Below are 15,203 nucleotides of genomic sequence, written 5' to 3' on the forward strand. Positions count from 1 at the left end.
TCTCACTAATCAGTTTTTTACTGGTAGCATAAAATCGTTACATTTTCATAGTGTATGAAATTTGTGTTTTGATGGTGCTACCCCATCACCATCAACTTAATATTTTGAAGTATCCCCAAAATGATAAAAATAAACTTCTTTCTATAAATGACACAAATTTTTCATTTTGGGGGCATTATAAAATTTAAACTTGATAGCGATGTGGTAATACCAGTTTAGAACGATATCTTTGCCCTAAAAAAAATCGAACCATAAATTTGCCGGCAAGCTTATGGTTCGATTTAAATTATTTACTTTTAGTAACTACTCAGCCCCTCTATGAAAAAAAGCCAGAAAAGCATCTTTTTAAATGGGCGAGAGGGACTGGCCATGCATAGAAGCGGTCAGGGCCTTTTCCTGCCACGCGCAAAGATTTAAAACAAAGAAAGGCAGCGAGGTGTAGGTCCATTTTTATCTTCATGGCTGGAATTATACTCCTTACCAAACTTCTAAATGAAATGTATAGCTGAGTAGTTACCTTATTTTCCAAAAAAACATTCTGACTATTTCTTTTTCACTTCTTCTACAAATTCCCATGTCTCTCCGTTATCTTTTGATTGATAAAGTGCACTACTATCGCCATTGTAGTCTCCATCTGCCCCTTGTCCAACTAACATATTAAAAACCCCATCTTTCTCATATGGCATACTAGGAGAATCAAAAGGACTTATTGTGGACTGTGTATGATCTAATTTCACTTCATGCGGCGGATATTCTACCTTTTTGAAAGATACCCCCCCATCATCTGTGCGATATAACTCTCCCTCATTACCAGAAGGTCTAACTGCTCCTAAAAACCCAAGTTTATCATTTATAAAAGTGATTCCTGATACACTACCAATCCCCCTATTAAATGGGTCTGGATTGATAACCTCCCATGTTTCCCCTTCATCACTAGTCTTGCTTAATGAATAAAAGGCGCTCCCTAATGCTTTATCTGTCATATTTAGTTTATAACCAACTTCTTTTGATAGGAAAAACTGTTCTTTTTCATTCTTTAAATCTTGTTGTTTCTTCTCTTTAAGCCTATCTTCATTTGGAGGCGTCTTTGATTTACTCCAACTTGCGTCACTTATTAAATTATATCTAGCAGGGACTAGCTCTTTTTCTTTTCCAGGGACAAATATAGATACAGTATATCCAATGATATCAGAAGCTGCTTCTTTAAGACTCTGCCCCTTACCATCCTCAGTAATATTAATAATTCCCTCTGTATTGGATCCCCAATTTCTTTTTCCATAATAAATCAACCCATACTTACTTTCATTCCACTTTCTAACCGTTTGCTTAACTGGAATCGCCTTAACCGTTTTAATTAAAGGTTCTACTAATTTATCATCATTATAATCAGGCTTTGCATATCCGTCTCGTATTATAGTAATATCTTTTGATTTCTTCTCATTATAAGAGATTAAATAAGTTTCTTCTTTCCCATCAACATTTTTTCCATAAATAAATGTATCAAACGCTGTGATTGTTCCATCTGAATGAAATGTAAGATCAAAATCAGTTGCCATATACAATTTCTTTGGCAAAGGATATTTTTTATTGATATCTTCAAAAATACCTTCTACTCCAGATTTATATATATTATTATGTTTAAGTTTAACTGACCTTTCATGTTTTAACCTTTCTATAAACCATGCCAATTTACCATTGTAATTTATTGCACTTTTATAAATCTGCATCCCATAAAATGATGTAATTGCAACAATAATGATAATAGAAATGGATCTCCATGCTATTGAATTAGTTAATTTTTTAGATTCATATTCTCTATTTTTTATCACCCGCATTGTAGTAAATGTAGTCATGGATATAAAAAGTACTATACATAATAACAAAATATAAATATTATAATTCATCCTTCCGTACTTACAGTATAAGGCTAACTCATAACAAAAAATGCCGTATACAATTATTAGTATTGGATTTGTTACTAATGACAGAAGTAACCTTTTTGCATTTTCCCTAAATATAGAAATCACTCCTAATTACATGAATTACTGATATTAAGTATACTTTATTGTAAAGTAACAAAAAAGCTATTTAATCTTGCCGCCAAAAATACAATAGACATCTGTCTATGTAAATGGCAGTTGTCTATTAAAGCCGTTTAAAAATCTAGTTGTTTCATAGACAATGGATTTTTGAGTGAATACTAAAGTTGCTTCATTTGGGAGCCAAATAATGAAAATGAACCCTCATAATAAACATAACAAATAGAGTATTTGCATTTAAACTCTATAAAACTCAAATGTATTTTTTTCTAGACATATTGCTTCATCGGAATTTTTGATAATAATATCAAAACATTGACTGTATGGATGCATAAACACTTCGTACTGAATCCGACGTTCTGCATGAGACCGCCTTAAATAATTGCTATCGGCTCTCCTTTCAGCAATATCGCGGCTAGACCTTCTCATTAATTCTGTTTCACCATCTGCATAGAAGTAAATTTTTAAATCAAATAAATCGGGATTAATAAATGCGACACTCATTCCTTCTACAATCATTAGTTGAATAACCTAAGGCTGCTTCGGTAGCCATTTTTGTACCAACTGGCAGTTTAGTTTTCAATATGTGAAAAGGGATTTCCAAGTAATTAATTGAATATACATTTATTGTTTACTAATTTTCAGGAGGTCCCTTTATGGGAGATAAGCTTTACTGTATTGCTGCATATCAAGTTCTTAATGAAGAAAGACTAAGAGCTTCGCACGGTTCTGTAATAACTTATAGTAATGCTGTGACGGGATCTCCTGTTAGTGAGATAGGGTGTTTTTTAATTTATTTATTATAGTAACGTACCACGAAATTGCAACTCTCGTCCTCAAGAATTATTTCTTTTGGGTGAAAGTTTTTTTATTATATAAGTTTCATTATGTCCTAATTTAAAGTTTTCGAGAGGAGAAATGATATGAATTCTATTTTATTAGATGTTCCGTTACAAATAGAAACAGACAGACTAATTCTTCGAGCACCACTTCAAGCTGGTGACGGGAATGTCGTACACCAAGCTATTAAGGATTCAATTAATGAGTTAAAACAATGGTTGCTTTTATTCCAGTCAATCCCTACTGTTGAAGAAACGGAAATTATCCTGAGAAATGCCCATATAGATTTTTTAAAAAGAGAAAGCTTTCGCTATCTTATCTATCATAAGGATACTAATGATTTTATTGGAACTGCTAGCCTTCACGGAATTAATTGGAAAATTTCTAAATGTGAAATTGGATACTGGATTAATACGCAATTTAGTGGCAATGGATATATGACAGAGGTAGTAAGTGAGTTAACAAACCTTGGATTTCAGTTACTCAAATTTAGAAGGATTGAAATACGCTGTGAATCTACTAACACTAAAAGTCGTACGATCCCTGAAAAACTAGGTTTTGAGCTTGAAGGGATATTACGTAATGAAGATCTTTCAGCTGACGGTAAAAAACTAATTGATACCTGCATCTATGCAAAGGTAAATTAGATTGAAATTTTAATACTCAATTGCGCCTGTGTACATAGTTTATTCCCCTTCTAATCCATTATTGTGATTTGTTTAGAACTATAGTACATCAATATGTTTAAAATGAAATGTACTGAAATGGTATATTCTATTAAAACAAGAAGATTTAATTCTCATCGTAATAATATCAGTATTATATACAAATGTTACAATCATTTTATAAATAAATTACTTCATGAAGTTATGAAATTAGGACCGTACATATTAGAAATATGTACGGTCCTTTTGTTTACTAGTACTTATCTAACCTAAAGATAAGTATGTGCTCCTTTTACAATTTGAATTTCTTTGTAAGCTTCTTATATTTTCTATATGAACGTCTAACAATGTTTAACATAAAATACGGTATTTTAACAGGGAAAGGCAATTTATAAATGAAAGGCAAGTAAAAGGTGAAATATGCCTTTTCTAAGTCTCTCCACTTACTATCTTCTTTTGTTTTTAAGAAATCAGATACATCGACTACATATCCCCTTCCGTTTTCCATCATCACATTTTTTCCGTGAACATCACAAGGAGTTAATCCTTGCTCCCTTGCATACTCTATAGCTTCATTGATATCAAGGATTACCTGCTTAGGAATTTTAATCCCCTTATGAATAGCATCGTATAAGGTAATCTCTTTTAAACGTTTCAATACTATGAAATTCTCTCCTTTATACATAAGCTTCGAATAAGAAGGGTGATTTCCGATTCTTCGGTATACTTCTGACTCTTTTTCAATTCCTTCTCCTTCTCGCGCGTAAACTTTCACTACCCAATCTTTGTATTCTTTGTGCATAAATACTGCGGCATAATTACCTGTCCCTAAACACTTCCAAAGTCTAGGAATATCTTTAACTACTATAGGCTCGAATTCATCCTCACTTCTTATGCTTACCTCTTTTAATAATTCGTCCTTTATCAATCTCACAAAACTATTTATACTCATCATTTCCACTCCGGTTTTGCTACAAGGGGTACTACCCCATACCCATCAAGTTAAAAAGTACCTTCTTCCCTAATACGAAAAAAATGAGCAGACTTCACTAAGTAACTAACTGTAGCGAAATAAATTTTTCATTTAGGGGGGTACTTCAAAATCTTAAAATGGATATTCTACGCAAATATATATTATTGATCCAATAAGTTATGTTAACTTCATATAATTATATTATACAAAAACTCAGCAAATACCGTTACGAAAAGTTTACACGTCATATCTATTCTCTCTAAATAGTTTATTGCGAATTTATTTTAAGGAGAATTCTTACATCACAATTTCATAAATCTAAGGTTTCAAACTATTCATTACGAAAAAAAGACCGTATCACTACGGTCCTTTTCTCGCTCTTATGCAAACACTATGACTGTGTAACTTTATTAGAAACAAGTAGTTTTTCAATACATATAGGTAACATATCTAATAACGTTTCAAATGCGTAATTTACGTCCAGACGCTCCGTCCATTGATGTGCATCTTTTCCTACTGGTCCCATATTTAATACTGGAACGTCAAACTCTTCTAATTCCTCTAGTGGAATCGAATAACCTTTATCCCATAATGGCATATTGTCTACGAGAGAACTCATTGAATCCAATGGGTTTTGTAAGCCCACATAGCTTAAATCTGAAATTCCTCCAAAATAATTTTGGTTTTCAAATGTAATGCTATGATTATAGTGGGCATACTTTTCCATTTCTACAACTACCTCTTTAATTAAAGGATTGTTGCGTGAACTCACAGCTGGATAGTATGGCGGTGCAAAGAAAAGTACAATCATTGGAGCCTTTTCTTTACATAAGATAGCTAAATTGTCTACTAAATCAATAGTTACCGCACGATCATCTTTATCTTCTCTATTTTTTATAATATCGGTTTGAATTTCATCTATTTTTCCTTGCCCATGTTGTTCAATTGCATAAGCGATAAGCTCTTCATACGTTAATACATTTACTTTAAGATTCGGCGGTATGAACGGATTATACTTAGAAAAATGATACGCTCGCTCCTCATACGATTCTTCGATTTTCTCTGCTACTTTCGTTACCTTTTGACGTAACAATGAAACTACATCTGTCATCGTTTTTTCTAGTAAAAACAAATTAAATAATGTGACTGCACGATGAGGAATTTGTACAGAATAATCCTCCTTTAAGTCTCTTTGAAGCAAGTTAGTTGGTGGAGGACTCGCTTCACCATCTACAATATCGCAAAGGTCCGTATTCAACTCTAATTCAGCTGTTAATAATGCAGCCATATAGCTCCCATTTAATCCTGCAAAAGGTTCGCCTACATGTGTCTCTTTTCCATAGCAAAGGAAACCAGGTAACACCTTACCAATAGAACCAGTATAAATATACTTATTTTGGTCACCAGGATGCCTTGAAAACATAGGCTCTGAATTTAGGACCGTTTTATACTCTAAGTCATGTTCTCTTGCTAAGTCTAATAATCTTGGAACAGCGGCTCTCATCCCTACAGAGTTCACTTCTTCATCTGGAACAGCCAATAAAAGAACATTCCCATCAAATCTTCCTTCACAAGCTTGCTCAACCATCGCCATTTGTAAGGCTAGACCACATTTCATGTCCATCGTTCCTCTACCAAAGAGCCAATCTCCTTGTTCAATATCTTCACGTACATGATCTGGTAGCTCATCTTTATGAGAATAAAACATAGATGTTAATTTTTTAGGGTTAAATGCATCTTCTTTCCACACTCCATAATCTTGTACATCTACAACATCAAAGTGACTAACAAGAATTACAGTATTTTTCGTACTATCACTTTTCTTTACTAGAGCTGTAACAAAATATCGTCCATCCCCCGTCGGATTTTTTTGTAAATGATGCGGATTTTGTTTGAAATACTGTAAATCAGATAGTTGTTCTACAACAAAGTCTGGCAATATAACTTCAGCTTCTGAACCTGTAATACTAGGAATTTCAACAAGATTGCTTAATAATTGAACCAATTGTTCTTTAGATTGCCACTTCGACATATAAATCCCCCTGTTTTTCCGCATTATGAAATTCATTTCCAATATATGAATAAAAAATGACGACAGCAATCAAAATTATAATTTTGCCGTTTGGCAAGCTTATGGTTCTTTTCATTTGCGGCAAACATATGCTTCCAGGATTTGAAGAATATTTTTAATATCGCTTTTAAATAAAGTCACGGTGTTTATAAAAAAGACGCGATGTTTTGTCCCTTTGGATCTGTTTATCTAAAGAGATGTTTGTGAAAAGAAGATCTGAACTGAAAGACGGATTAAGAAACTGCTGAGTAGCAATAAAGTTACTCCTCTAAAGGGCCAGATTATTGAGGAACGTTTTCAGGAAATTAGATTATTCGAGTTGGAATATATCATTGAGATTATGAAGGTTTTTTACTTAAACTGACGGGGCAGTAATACTCAATTAAAAATAATGGTAAAGTTAGCGAAAAGAAGAAGGATTGAAAATCGTATAGATTCATTCATTGTAATACATTTTAAATTTTTGTGTGGCGAGGTATTTGAGAAGTAAGAATGATTTCATCAAAAAAACATTGAAGCTCCAACGGGTTTTTATATGACTATTTTTCCAGACCCAATTTAACATCACAAATTACAAATAAACATTCTATACTTTTGGTTAGATTTTTTATATAGTTTGATTGACAGCAAAACCTAAGAAAAGGGGGGTTATTCATTGAGAATCACTTGTCACCTTGATCAATCTGATTTGCAGGAGTATATGCAAAAAGTCTTTGGTACCAGTTATTTGGTTTCTAGTGTAACGAAAATGCATGGCGGTGCACAAAAGGTAGTCTATAAGATTGATTGCAGCAATGGATTTTCCTGCGTTCTGTATGTTTGGGATCTTACCATGAATTATTTTCAAGAAGAAATAGCAAACCGAGATATACATGAGCACTCCTATAGTAGTGATTTATTTGAATCAAATAACAAGTATTTAATTCAACAAGGAATTCAAACTCCCCTTCTATATGATCTGAATAAGGAAAGAAACCGTCATCCTTATGATTATGCTCTCGTTGAATATGTAAATGGACAAAAGGCAGAAGTTTATTTTCAACATTCCGATTCATATGTTAAAGATAAAGTGTTTCAGCGGATAGGAGATATGCTGGCAGACATGCATGCCAACGAGAGACTTACTCATGGGAAAGTGAATCAAAGTGGGATCAACACGGAAAAATGTCATCACTTGCAAATGAAGAATGCAAAAAGAGATTTAGATTACGCATGCCAACATATTGACAGCATCAGGGCTAGTCATAGCAATCTACTCGATACATTGTACGAGCTTGAATCAAAAATTGAAACAAGAAGTCGTTATGGATTTATACATGGGGAACTCGGCCCCGATCATGTATTAATTAATGACAAACTAGAACCTTATTTGATTGATATCGAAGGAGCCGAGTTCTTTGATATTGAGTATGAGCACAGTTTTTTGCAGTTTCGATTTGGGGATTATTATCGATATTTAAAGAATGATACTCTCGACCCCAACAGGATGTTATTCTATCGATTCCATCATCATATATCCTTAACTTCAGGCGGGTTGAGATTGCTTCACAGAGGATTTCCGAATCAACAATTTGCAAAAGATCTAACCGATCACCATTCCCGTTGTGCACTGCGTTTTATTGAAGGTTGAACTTATGTCATTAAAAATTAAAAGACAGACAGGAGTTAAATACAATGATAAAAGGTTTCGGAGGAATATTTTGGAGAACTAAAAATCTTGATGTTATAAAAAAATGGTACAGTGAAGTGTTGAAGATTGAAATAGAAAATTGGAATGGGACTGTGATTAAACCCGAATTAGGAACAGAGACTATCTTTTCTTTCTTTACTGAGAATGACAGTTATTTTCCAACAGAACAACAAGTGATGTTAAATTTCCAAGTACATAATCTAAACGAGACTATTCAGCACCTTGAACATATTGGTGTACCTCTTGAAAAGAAAGAAGAGATTAGTGAATTTGGAAAGTTTATTTGGATTAAAGATCCTGAAGGTCGATTGATTGAACTTTGGGAGAAATAGTGGATTTCAATCATTTGCTATTATGCTAACAGATGCTTTAGTTCAATAAGGTAAATAAAAAAAGTGCATCTCCGTTTATTAGACACAGTCTAACAATCGGAGGTGCACTTTTTCACTCTAAATTAATACTTTTAATAAAATCAAAATGATTTTCATCAGCTAATTTATCGATATAACCAGTTATATACAGATTTGCTTTAGATACTTCTGTATTCTTAAACTCAGAATACAAATCAGGAGAAAATGATACTTCTAAAACAATACTATCCCCAGGTTTAATATTTAACTTATTACCTTTAGCTAACACTCTAAATGGATTTGTTGTTTGTCCAGAAACAGTAGGTGATTTAGGAAATGAAAACATAACATTATTTTGCGCAATAACATAATCGGTATTATTGGTCATTTTTATTTTATAAGATATTTCAGTGTTCGTATTTGTATTTTTAGAAAGTAATTCATACACTATTCCCTTTTCAATATCTGCTTGTTTAAAAGTAGTATTATTTTTACTAGAACAAGCACTCAAAATAAAAAACAAAACCAATATGATTATTCCACATTCTTTTTTCATTGATCTATTACCACCTATCAGTAAACACTATATTCTCTTTGGATTGTCATAACATTTGAAACGTACGTAACACTAGTAATACTCTAAAAGCTAGAATTAGAACCGATAATGACAGTAGCGTCCAGTTCCTTGTTTCTAGCGATTTTTGTGCTAAGCCCAGCACCAGCAAAGATTTCAAAGGCCTGGGGTGCCTGAACTTCGCTCGTCTCTATCAAAAGATGTCCATCCAAAGCTAACCAGAGTAAAGCTTCTTCTGCTACTCTTCGCAGAATGTTAAGACCATCTTCTCCTCCGTCAAGCGTTACATTTGGTTCATATAGGCGTGCCTCCCGAGGGAGAAACTTTATTATTTCAGTAGGAACGTAAGGTACGTTCGCAACTAGGATATTTACATGGCCCTTAAGTAAGTCTGGTAGAGCTTTATACAAGTCACCTTCAAAAGCACGACCGCCAAAATTCGTTACATTGCGGCTAGCGCATTGTACTGCGATAGGGTCAATGTCAACAGAATACAATTCAACTCGTCCCAAAGCTGCTGCCAGTGCGGCACCCACCGCACCTGATCCACAACATAGATCAACAATGATATCGCTAGAACGCGACAGGACCTCTGTTTGATGAACAAGGAACTCTGTACGTTTACGCGGTACAAAAACGCCTCGATCCAGTTCTATTCGTAGACCACAAAACTCCGTGTATCCAACAACGTATTCCAGAGGTAAACCGTTGACTCGCATTTCTACCATTTTCATAAGGTCCTCTGGAGTTAGCGCCTCTGACATAAGTAACCGGGTCTCATCTTCTGCAAAAACACAACCGGCACTTCGAAGCTTGCTAACTATATATTTTTCCATTTTCATATCCAAAAATAAATTTGTTTTATTCTCTATATTATCTCACCACTTTTGATAAATTTTGTTTGTAATTCAGAATTCGTTAAAAATAGCTAATATCCTTTTTCAATAACCTGATTCTTACATAAACTGTCATTTGATGGACATATTCGTCTATGACCATCTCTTTCCCTTGTATATAGAGCATTCTTTTCAATTTCTGTTTTCGTCAAATCTAATTAACAGAGATATAAACGAAAACACATATTTTTACACTATTTCGATTTATATATACAAACTATAATTTTAACGTTTTGGGCTATTTGCTTTGCTTAAGTTGATTTGCATAGATACTACCCCTCTTTGAAATATTTCAGTTCAAAATGAAATAACATTTCAACATAGACTATCAATCTACCTAGACATTATGACAATCACCTTAAATATCTGAATTTTCCATATATTGAAGGATATTACTCAAACAACCTCGAACATTGTAATAAATATACATAAGGAGGTTGATTTATTTTGTTTCGTTCATTTACAAATGGATGTGTTGCCCTTGTGCAGCGTTTCTTACCAGAACCGTTTATTTTATCATGTTTATTAACTGTTTTCGTTATCTTCTTCGGCATGTTTGCAACGCACCAAACACCGGTCGAAATGATTACGCATTGGGGCAATGGAATTTGGGGGCTTCTTGCCTTTTCTATGCAAATGGCTCTTGTACTCGTGACAGGATCTGCATTAGCAAACGCTCCTCTTATTAAAAAAGGATTAACGAAAGCAGCGAAACTACCGAAAACAAATGGACAAGGTATTATTGCTATTTCAATCGTAAGTTTACTAGGAGCATACATAAACTGGGGATTTGGTATTGTTGTATCGGTTTTATATGCAAAAGAAGTGGCCAGACAGTTAGAAGGATTAGATTATAGGTTAGCAATTGCTTCTTCCTACTCTGGATTTCTCATTTGGCATGCAGGCCTTTCTGCTTCTATCCCTCTTACGTTAGCAACAGGAGGCGAAACGTTAATCAAAACGACCGCTGGGAGTATTAAAGAAGCGATTCCAATAACAGAAACGTTATTCTCGCCATACGCTCTCGTTCCGGTTATTATCTTTCTTGTTACGATGCCTCTTATTAACCGAGCAATGCATCCAGATGAAAAGCATACAATTACTGTAGACCCTATCGTGTTCCATGAAGAGGCTGCCGCTCAAGAAGTGGCGCAAAATACGTTCGCTGAAAAAATGGAAAATAGCATAATTATTACACTTTGTATTGGATTATTAGGTCTTATTTATATTTTCAACTACTTTTATACGAAAGGCTTTAACCTTACACTTGATATCGTTATTTTCATGTTATTGATTGCGGGTCTTATTTTCCACCGTACTCCGATTCAATATATTCGCGCTTTCTCTGACTCAACTAAGAGTGCTTCAGGCATTTTACTTCAATTTCCGTTCTATGCTGGAATTATGGGGATGATGATTGGAGTAAATAGTGAAGGGCTTTCGCTTGGAGGAGCTATTTCTACTTTCTTTATTAGTATTTCAAATGAAACCACATTCCCGCTCTTTACATTTTTAAGTGCTGGCATTGTAAATATTTTCGTTCCATCTGGAGGCGGTCAATGGGCAGTGCAAGCACCAATTATGATTCCAGCTGGCGCTGAACTTGGTGTACCTGCCGCGAAAACAGCGATGGCAATTGCATGGGGCGATGCTTGGACAAATTTAATTCAACCTTTCTGGGCATTACCGGCATTAGCGATAGCTGGTTTAGGCGCTCGTGATATTATGGGATTTTGTGTTGTTAACTTACTATATGCAGGATTTATCATTAGTCTATGTTTCTTATTTAAACGAAAAGCTAGTTTTATACTAGCTTTTTTATATAATAAATCATTCGTTATCTATACAGCTTATTACCTTCCTCCACTCTACCTCTGCATGATTTAATGCTTCATATGTAAACAAATCTTCACATACTTTTTCAATCATATGAGGATTGTTCTTAAGGAAATTCCACTGCAATACTTTAGGAAGAAAATATGTTTCATATTCTTTACTTCCCCTTATCACCTCATCAACTTCTCTTTCACAAATACCTCTTATTAAATAATCATTTCTTAATTGTATTTGAATTTGTTTTAACGTTTCACTACACTTCTTTAATTGGACTAAACAATTAATATACGTACGAAAAAGTTCGTCATCACAATTGCAACACTTTATAATACGATCGATTTCATTCATAATGTACGAGCCTTTTCTTCTATTTGTAATAGCCACTTTTCACGCTTCTCTAGTTTACTCGTTTTCACAGATTGAAAAGTAGAACGTTTTATATCGCGAATACCACAAAAACGTAAAACCCCTCTTTTCATCATAATCCAATCCGCTGATCGATATAGTAGTGCTACGTACCATAACGGTGAGTCTAACGTATTAATAACCCACGCCTTCTTACCTTTAAATAAGCCTGTCGGTAATGCCCCCTCATATTTATAAGCAAATCCAGCTACAAAAATACGATCGATAAATCCTTTTAAAATAGCAGGCATGCCCCACCACCATATCGGATATATGAAAAGAAGAATATCCGCTTTCTGCACTAATTCTCTATATCCCTTCGTCTCTTCTTCATTTAGTAAATCACGTCTTTTCTTCTCTTCATTAAATACAAGCACTGGATCAAATTGTTCTTTATATAAATCAAGTAGCGTAACAGAATGATTTGTTTCCTCAAGTCCTTTTTGCACATGCTCTAAAATTGCCCCATTAAAGCTTGAAGGATTAGGGTGAGCATATATAATTAGTACGTTCACTACAAAACAACTCCCTCTTTAGTTAAAGTTTCCCCTTCTTTAACATCGTCTCTACAATTTGCACATTTTTCGAACTTTGTAACAAACGATTTAATACTGTTAGTAACTCTTCTTTTTCTAAACCTTTCAATTGCTCTTTAACTGTACTCTCACCAGCACCTTGAATTTCATACACTATACACTACTGTCGCCATATGTTTACAATAATTTTCATAAGGACACTCGCAGCTACTTTCTGCAAAATCTTCAAGATCAATAATCACTTCATAATTCCCTGCATTTCCAGTAACGAAAGCAAATACTTTCTTGTCGTGTATTTCAACATCTTCTACATGTCCCTCTTCATAATATTCATATCCTCTATCTATAATGTACTTTGGAATCCATTTCATTATATCTTTTAATAAGTATGCATACATCACAACACCTCTTCCTCTAATTCCCTTTTGACTTCCAAAATCCTGCATGTTATTCTAATAACTGTCAAGTAGCGAGTCTACGTGACAAAACGACTGACACCTATTCGGCGGAGGTGTCTCTTTTCATTTGCAGCCGATATGAAGTGCCTCTTTCAGGCACATTCAATCTTTGACACTACACACTCAACACCATTCCCTTGTATCAGGCTGCTTTAGCAGTCTTTTACGCTACATACTTCGTTATTTCAAGAAAAAAAGAGAGCCTAGCTCCCTTTTCCCGCTTTATAAAATACCCCTTTTTCAGCATAGCGATATTCATCATCAGCTAAAGTAATTTTCCCATCCAGTTTGAGTTCATCTAATAGTCTTGATAAATAAAATTGATGTAACATTTTTTTAGTGAATTTTCCTTCATGATGCGAAACGATATGTTCTTGAATATCTAACAATGATATTGGCTTACCTTGCTCTATCATATATTCATAAACTGTACTACGCAGTTTTACGTATTTTTCGAGTGTCACAGTACTTCGCAACCCCTTTCTTCTTATTATATGTTTTCGTAATCGGTTTTTTTGCAACAAAAAAACCTCTCCGATAAGAAGAAGTTACGTATATCTTCGTCTTATCTCCCAGAACAAATATGTTCTGCTGGAATTAGCACCTGCATCGCGGTTGCTGGGTTTCATCGGGCCAGTCCCTCCACCTCTCTGGATAAGAAAATATTCACTTTAAATTTAACTATACGTAATTTTATTATAATTGTCAAATAAATATAAAAAATTATATTTTCTTATTTATTGTTCATACTACAAAAAGATGTACAAAAGGAGGCTACTACTTTGAAAAAGAATGCTCGTGGATACGTACAAGATTCTTTTCATTCCTTACAAGAAGCGAAACATTGTTTAGAAGATGCATTACAGACTGTTGAAGAAGATTTTAATCGCGCACGTATTGAACAATCCCTTTACGCTGTAGAGCAAGCTCTTCAACGTTGCGATTACACCGTTCACATTTTAGAACAAGAATGAAAACTTCCCATCAAAAGATGGGAAGTTTTTTTCAAATGGCATACTTCATCATTATTACCGTTATTATTAAAAAATATACAGAATTAACAATTTCTAAAATCCCTACTTTTAATATAGAAATCTTTTTGCCATACAACATAATGGCCCGAATTACACTTGGTACAAATATGAGTGAACACCATGGATTTATAGCAAATACAATTACCGTTAATACAATATGGTATCCCCAAGATATAAAACGATACTTCGGATTGTTTTTTTCACGAATCATCGTTTTCACATAAAACGTACTTCCTAAAAAATATAGAAATGAAATAAGCGCAATGAATAATGCTGTTTTATCTATGAATTTCATGGAGAAATAATAACTGATTAAACCACCTATACAAAACACTATAATCGCACAAACATCATTTAGTAATGCTCGTTCATCTTTCCGACGAGCGTAATGCATATTTACAATAAACAATGGAATCATTAATACTGCGAATAAAAGAATTCGCCATTCATATAATAAAGAAATCATCCCAAATACAAATGCAATGATAAAATAAACAATTGCAGCGTGTAGAAATTCTTTTTTTCGTCTTTGCCTTATGTACATGAGAAATGGATAAGTGGCTAGATAGATAAAAAACCAGGCTAAAAACAGTGGGATATGATAAAAAGTAGGTTTATCAAGTAATACACTTAATAGAAATGGTATGACAAGCATCGCCCATGCTCCATGTTGCTTCGGAATAACTAACTTCATTAACTATACACCTCCCTCTTGAAAATAATTCTCACCTACTATTATACAAATAATTTCATATAATAACGGATATATATTGAATCTATTTTTTGACAATAAAAAATGCTTCTTACAATATGTAAGAAGCATGAAAGAGGCAAAC

General features: G+C 33.9%; 14 protein-coding genes, 3 pseudogenes and 1 riboswitch. Of the genes and pseudogenes, 6 read left to right on the forward strand and 11 right to left on the reverse strand.

The window, feature by feature from the left end:
* Nucleotides 1–542 precede the first annotated feature (542 nt).
* Both I6L50_RS22175 and I6L50_RS22180 read right to left on the reverse strand, forming a co-directional pair.
* On the reverse strand, nucleotides 543–2,027 hold the full coding sequence (locus tag I6L50_RS22175) for a WD40/YVTN/BNR-like repeat-containing protein (RefSeq protein WP_307897027.1): 1,485 nt from the start codon (nucleotides 2,025–2,027) through the stop codon (nucleotides 543–545).
* A 249-nt stretch (nucleotides 2,028–2,276) separates the two neighbouring features.
* A pseudogene (locus I6L50_RS22180) lies at nucleotides 2,277–2,564 on the reverse strand (uridine kinase); the annotation flags it as partial.
* Between the two features lie 131 nt (nucleotides 2,565–2,695).
* On the opposite strand from I6L50_RS22180, the gene I6L50_RS22185 reads away from it, so the two are divergent.
* Both I6L50_RS22185 and I6L50_RS22190 read left to right on the forward strand, forming a co-directional pair.
* Nucleotides 2,696–2,845 carry a hypothetical protein gene (locus I6L50_RS22185; RefSeq protein WP_219303131.1) on the forward strand — a complete coding sequence of 50 codons (150 nt, stop codon included), beginning with the start codon at nucleotides 2,696–2,698 and terminating at the stop codon, nucleotides 2,843–2,845.
* A gap of 117 nt (nucleotides 2,846–2,962) precedes the next feature.
* Nucleotides 2,963–3,526: a GNAT family N-acetyltransferase gene (locus I6L50_RS22190; RefSeq protein ID WP_219303132.1), complete on the forward strand. Its 564-nt coding sequence runs from the start codon at nucleotides 2,963–2,965 to the stop codon at nucleotides 3,524–3,526.
* A 310-nt stretch (nucleotides 3,527–3,836) separates the two neighbouring features.
* On the opposite strand, the gene I6L50_RS22195 is transcribed toward I6L50_RS22190, so the two are convergent.
* Nucleotides 3,837–4,505, reverse strand: a complete 669-nt coding sequence (locus tag I6L50_RS22195; protein WP_113935904.1) for a protein kinase family protein — start codon at nucleotides 4,503–4,505, stop codon at nucleotides 3,837–3,839.
* Between the two features lie 403 nt (nucleotides 4,506–4,908).
* Complete coding sequence (locus I6L50_RS22200) at nucleotides 4,909–6,549, reverse strand: M20/M25/M40 family metallo-hydrolase (RefSeq protein ID WP_219303133.1); 1,641 nt, start codon at nucleotides 6,547–6,549, stop codon at nucleotides 4,909–4,911.
* A gap of 739 nt (nucleotides 6,550–7,288) precedes the next feature.
* Between I6L50_RS22200 and I6L50_RS22205 the strand changes: the two genes are divergently transcribed.
* Both I6L50_RS22205 and I6L50_RS22210 read left to right on the forward strand, forming a co-directional pair.
* The gene (locus I6L50_RS22205) at nucleotides 7,289–8,218 is read left to right on the forward strand and encodes a phosphotransferase (protein ID WP_219303739.1); all 930 of its coding nucleotides are present in this window, start codon (nucleotides 7,289–7,291) and stop codon (nucleotides 8,216–8,218) included.
* A 44-nt stretch (nucleotides 8,219–8,262) separates the two neighbouring features.
* Nucleotides 8,263–8,610: a VOC family protein gene (locus I6L50_RS22210; RefSeq protein WP_000589586.1), complete on the forward strand. Its 348-nt coding sequence runs from the start codon at nucleotides 8,263–8,265 to the stop codon at nucleotides 8,608–8,610.
* Between the two features lie 112 nt (nucleotides 8,611–8,722).
* On the opposite strand, the gene I6L50_RS22215 is transcribed toward I6L50_RS22210, so the two are convergent.
* On the reverse strand, nucleotides 8,723–9,184 hold the full coding sequence (locus I6L50_RS22215; RefSeq protein ID WP_219303134.1) for a hypothetical protein: 462 nt from the start codon (nucleotides 9,182–9,184) through the stop codon (nucleotides 8,723–8,725).
* Between the two features lie 83 nt (nucleotides 9,185–9,267).
* Nucleotides 9,268–10,038: a putative protein N(5)-glutamine methyltransferase gene (locus I6L50_RS22220; RefSeq protein WP_219303135.1), complete on the reverse strand. Its 771-nt coding sequence runs from the start codon at nucleotides 10,036–10,038 to the stop codon at nucleotides 9,268–9,270.
* Between the two features lie 507 nt (nucleotides 10,039–10,545).
* On the opposite strand from I6L50_RS22220, the pseudogene I6L50_RS22225 reads away from it, so the two are divergent.
* Nucleotides 10,546–11,886 (forward strand): annotated as a pseudogene (locus I6L50_RS22225) (short-chain fatty acid transporter); the annotation flags it as partial.
* Between the two features lie 42 nt (nucleotides 11,887–11,928).
* Here I6L50_RS22225 and I6L50_RS22230 read toward each other — a convergent pair.
* The 4 genes and pseudogenes from I6L50_RS22230 to I6L50_RS22245 all read right to left on the reverse strand — a co-directional run bounded on the left by I6L50_RS22230 (nucleotide 11,929) and on the right by I6L50_RS22245 (nucleotide 13,857).
* The gene (locus tag I6L50_RS22230; protein WP_113935908.1) at nucleotides 11,929–12,282 is read right to left on the reverse strand and encodes a group-specific protein; all 354 of its coding nucleotides are present in this window, start codon (nucleotides 12,280–12,282) and stop codon (nucleotides 11,929–11,931) included.
* Nucleotides 12,279–12,854, reverse strand: a complete 576-nt coding sequence (locus I6L50_RS22235) for an NAD(P)H-dependent oxidoreductase (protein WP_219303137.1) — start codon at nucleotides 12,852–12,854, stop codon at nucleotides 12,279–12,281. Before I6L50_RS22235 ends, I6L50_RS22230 begins: the two co-directional genes overlap by 4 nt.
* Before the next feature lie 22 nt (nucleotides 12,855–12,876).
* A pseudogene (locus I6L50_RS22240) lies at nucleotides 12,877–13,273 on the reverse strand (SWIM zinc finger family protein).
* Nucleotides 13,274–13,536: 263 nt separating this feature from the next.
* A complete protein-coding gene (locus tag I6L50_RS22245) occupies nucleotides 13,537–13,857 on the reverse strand; it encodes a hypothetical protein (RefSeq protein ID WP_257475409.1) in 321 nt (106 codons plus the stop codon).
* A gap of 38 nt (nucleotides 13,858–13,895) precedes the next feature.
* Nucleotides 13,896–13,994, reverse strand: a riboswitch (SAM riboswitch).
* Between the two features lie 121 nt (nucleotides 13,995–14,115).
* Here I6L50_RS22245 and I6L50_RS22250 point away from each other — a divergent pair.
* Entirely contained in the window at nucleotides 14,116–14,307 is a 192-nt protein-coding gene (locus I6L50_RS22250; RefSeq protein ID WP_002084448.1) for a hypothetical protein, read from the forward strand.
* 31 nt (nucleotides 14,308–14,338) lie between these two features.
* Here I6L50_RS22250 and I6L50_RS22255 read toward each other — a convergent pair whose 3' ends face one another.
* The gene (locus I6L50_RS22255) at nucleotides 14,339–15,061 is read right to left on the reverse strand and encodes a YwiC-like family protein (RefSeq protein ID WP_219303139.1); all 723 of its coding nucleotides are present in this window, start codon (nucleotides 15,059–15,061) and stop codon (nucleotides 14,339–14,341) included.
* Between the last annotated feature and the right edge of the window lie 142 nt (nucleotides 15,062–15,203).

The organism is Bacillus sp. FDAARGOS_1420 (assembly GCF_019344915.1).
GTDB lineage: Bacteria > Bacillota > Bacilli > Bacillales > Bacillaceae_G > Bacillus_A > Bacillus_A mycoides.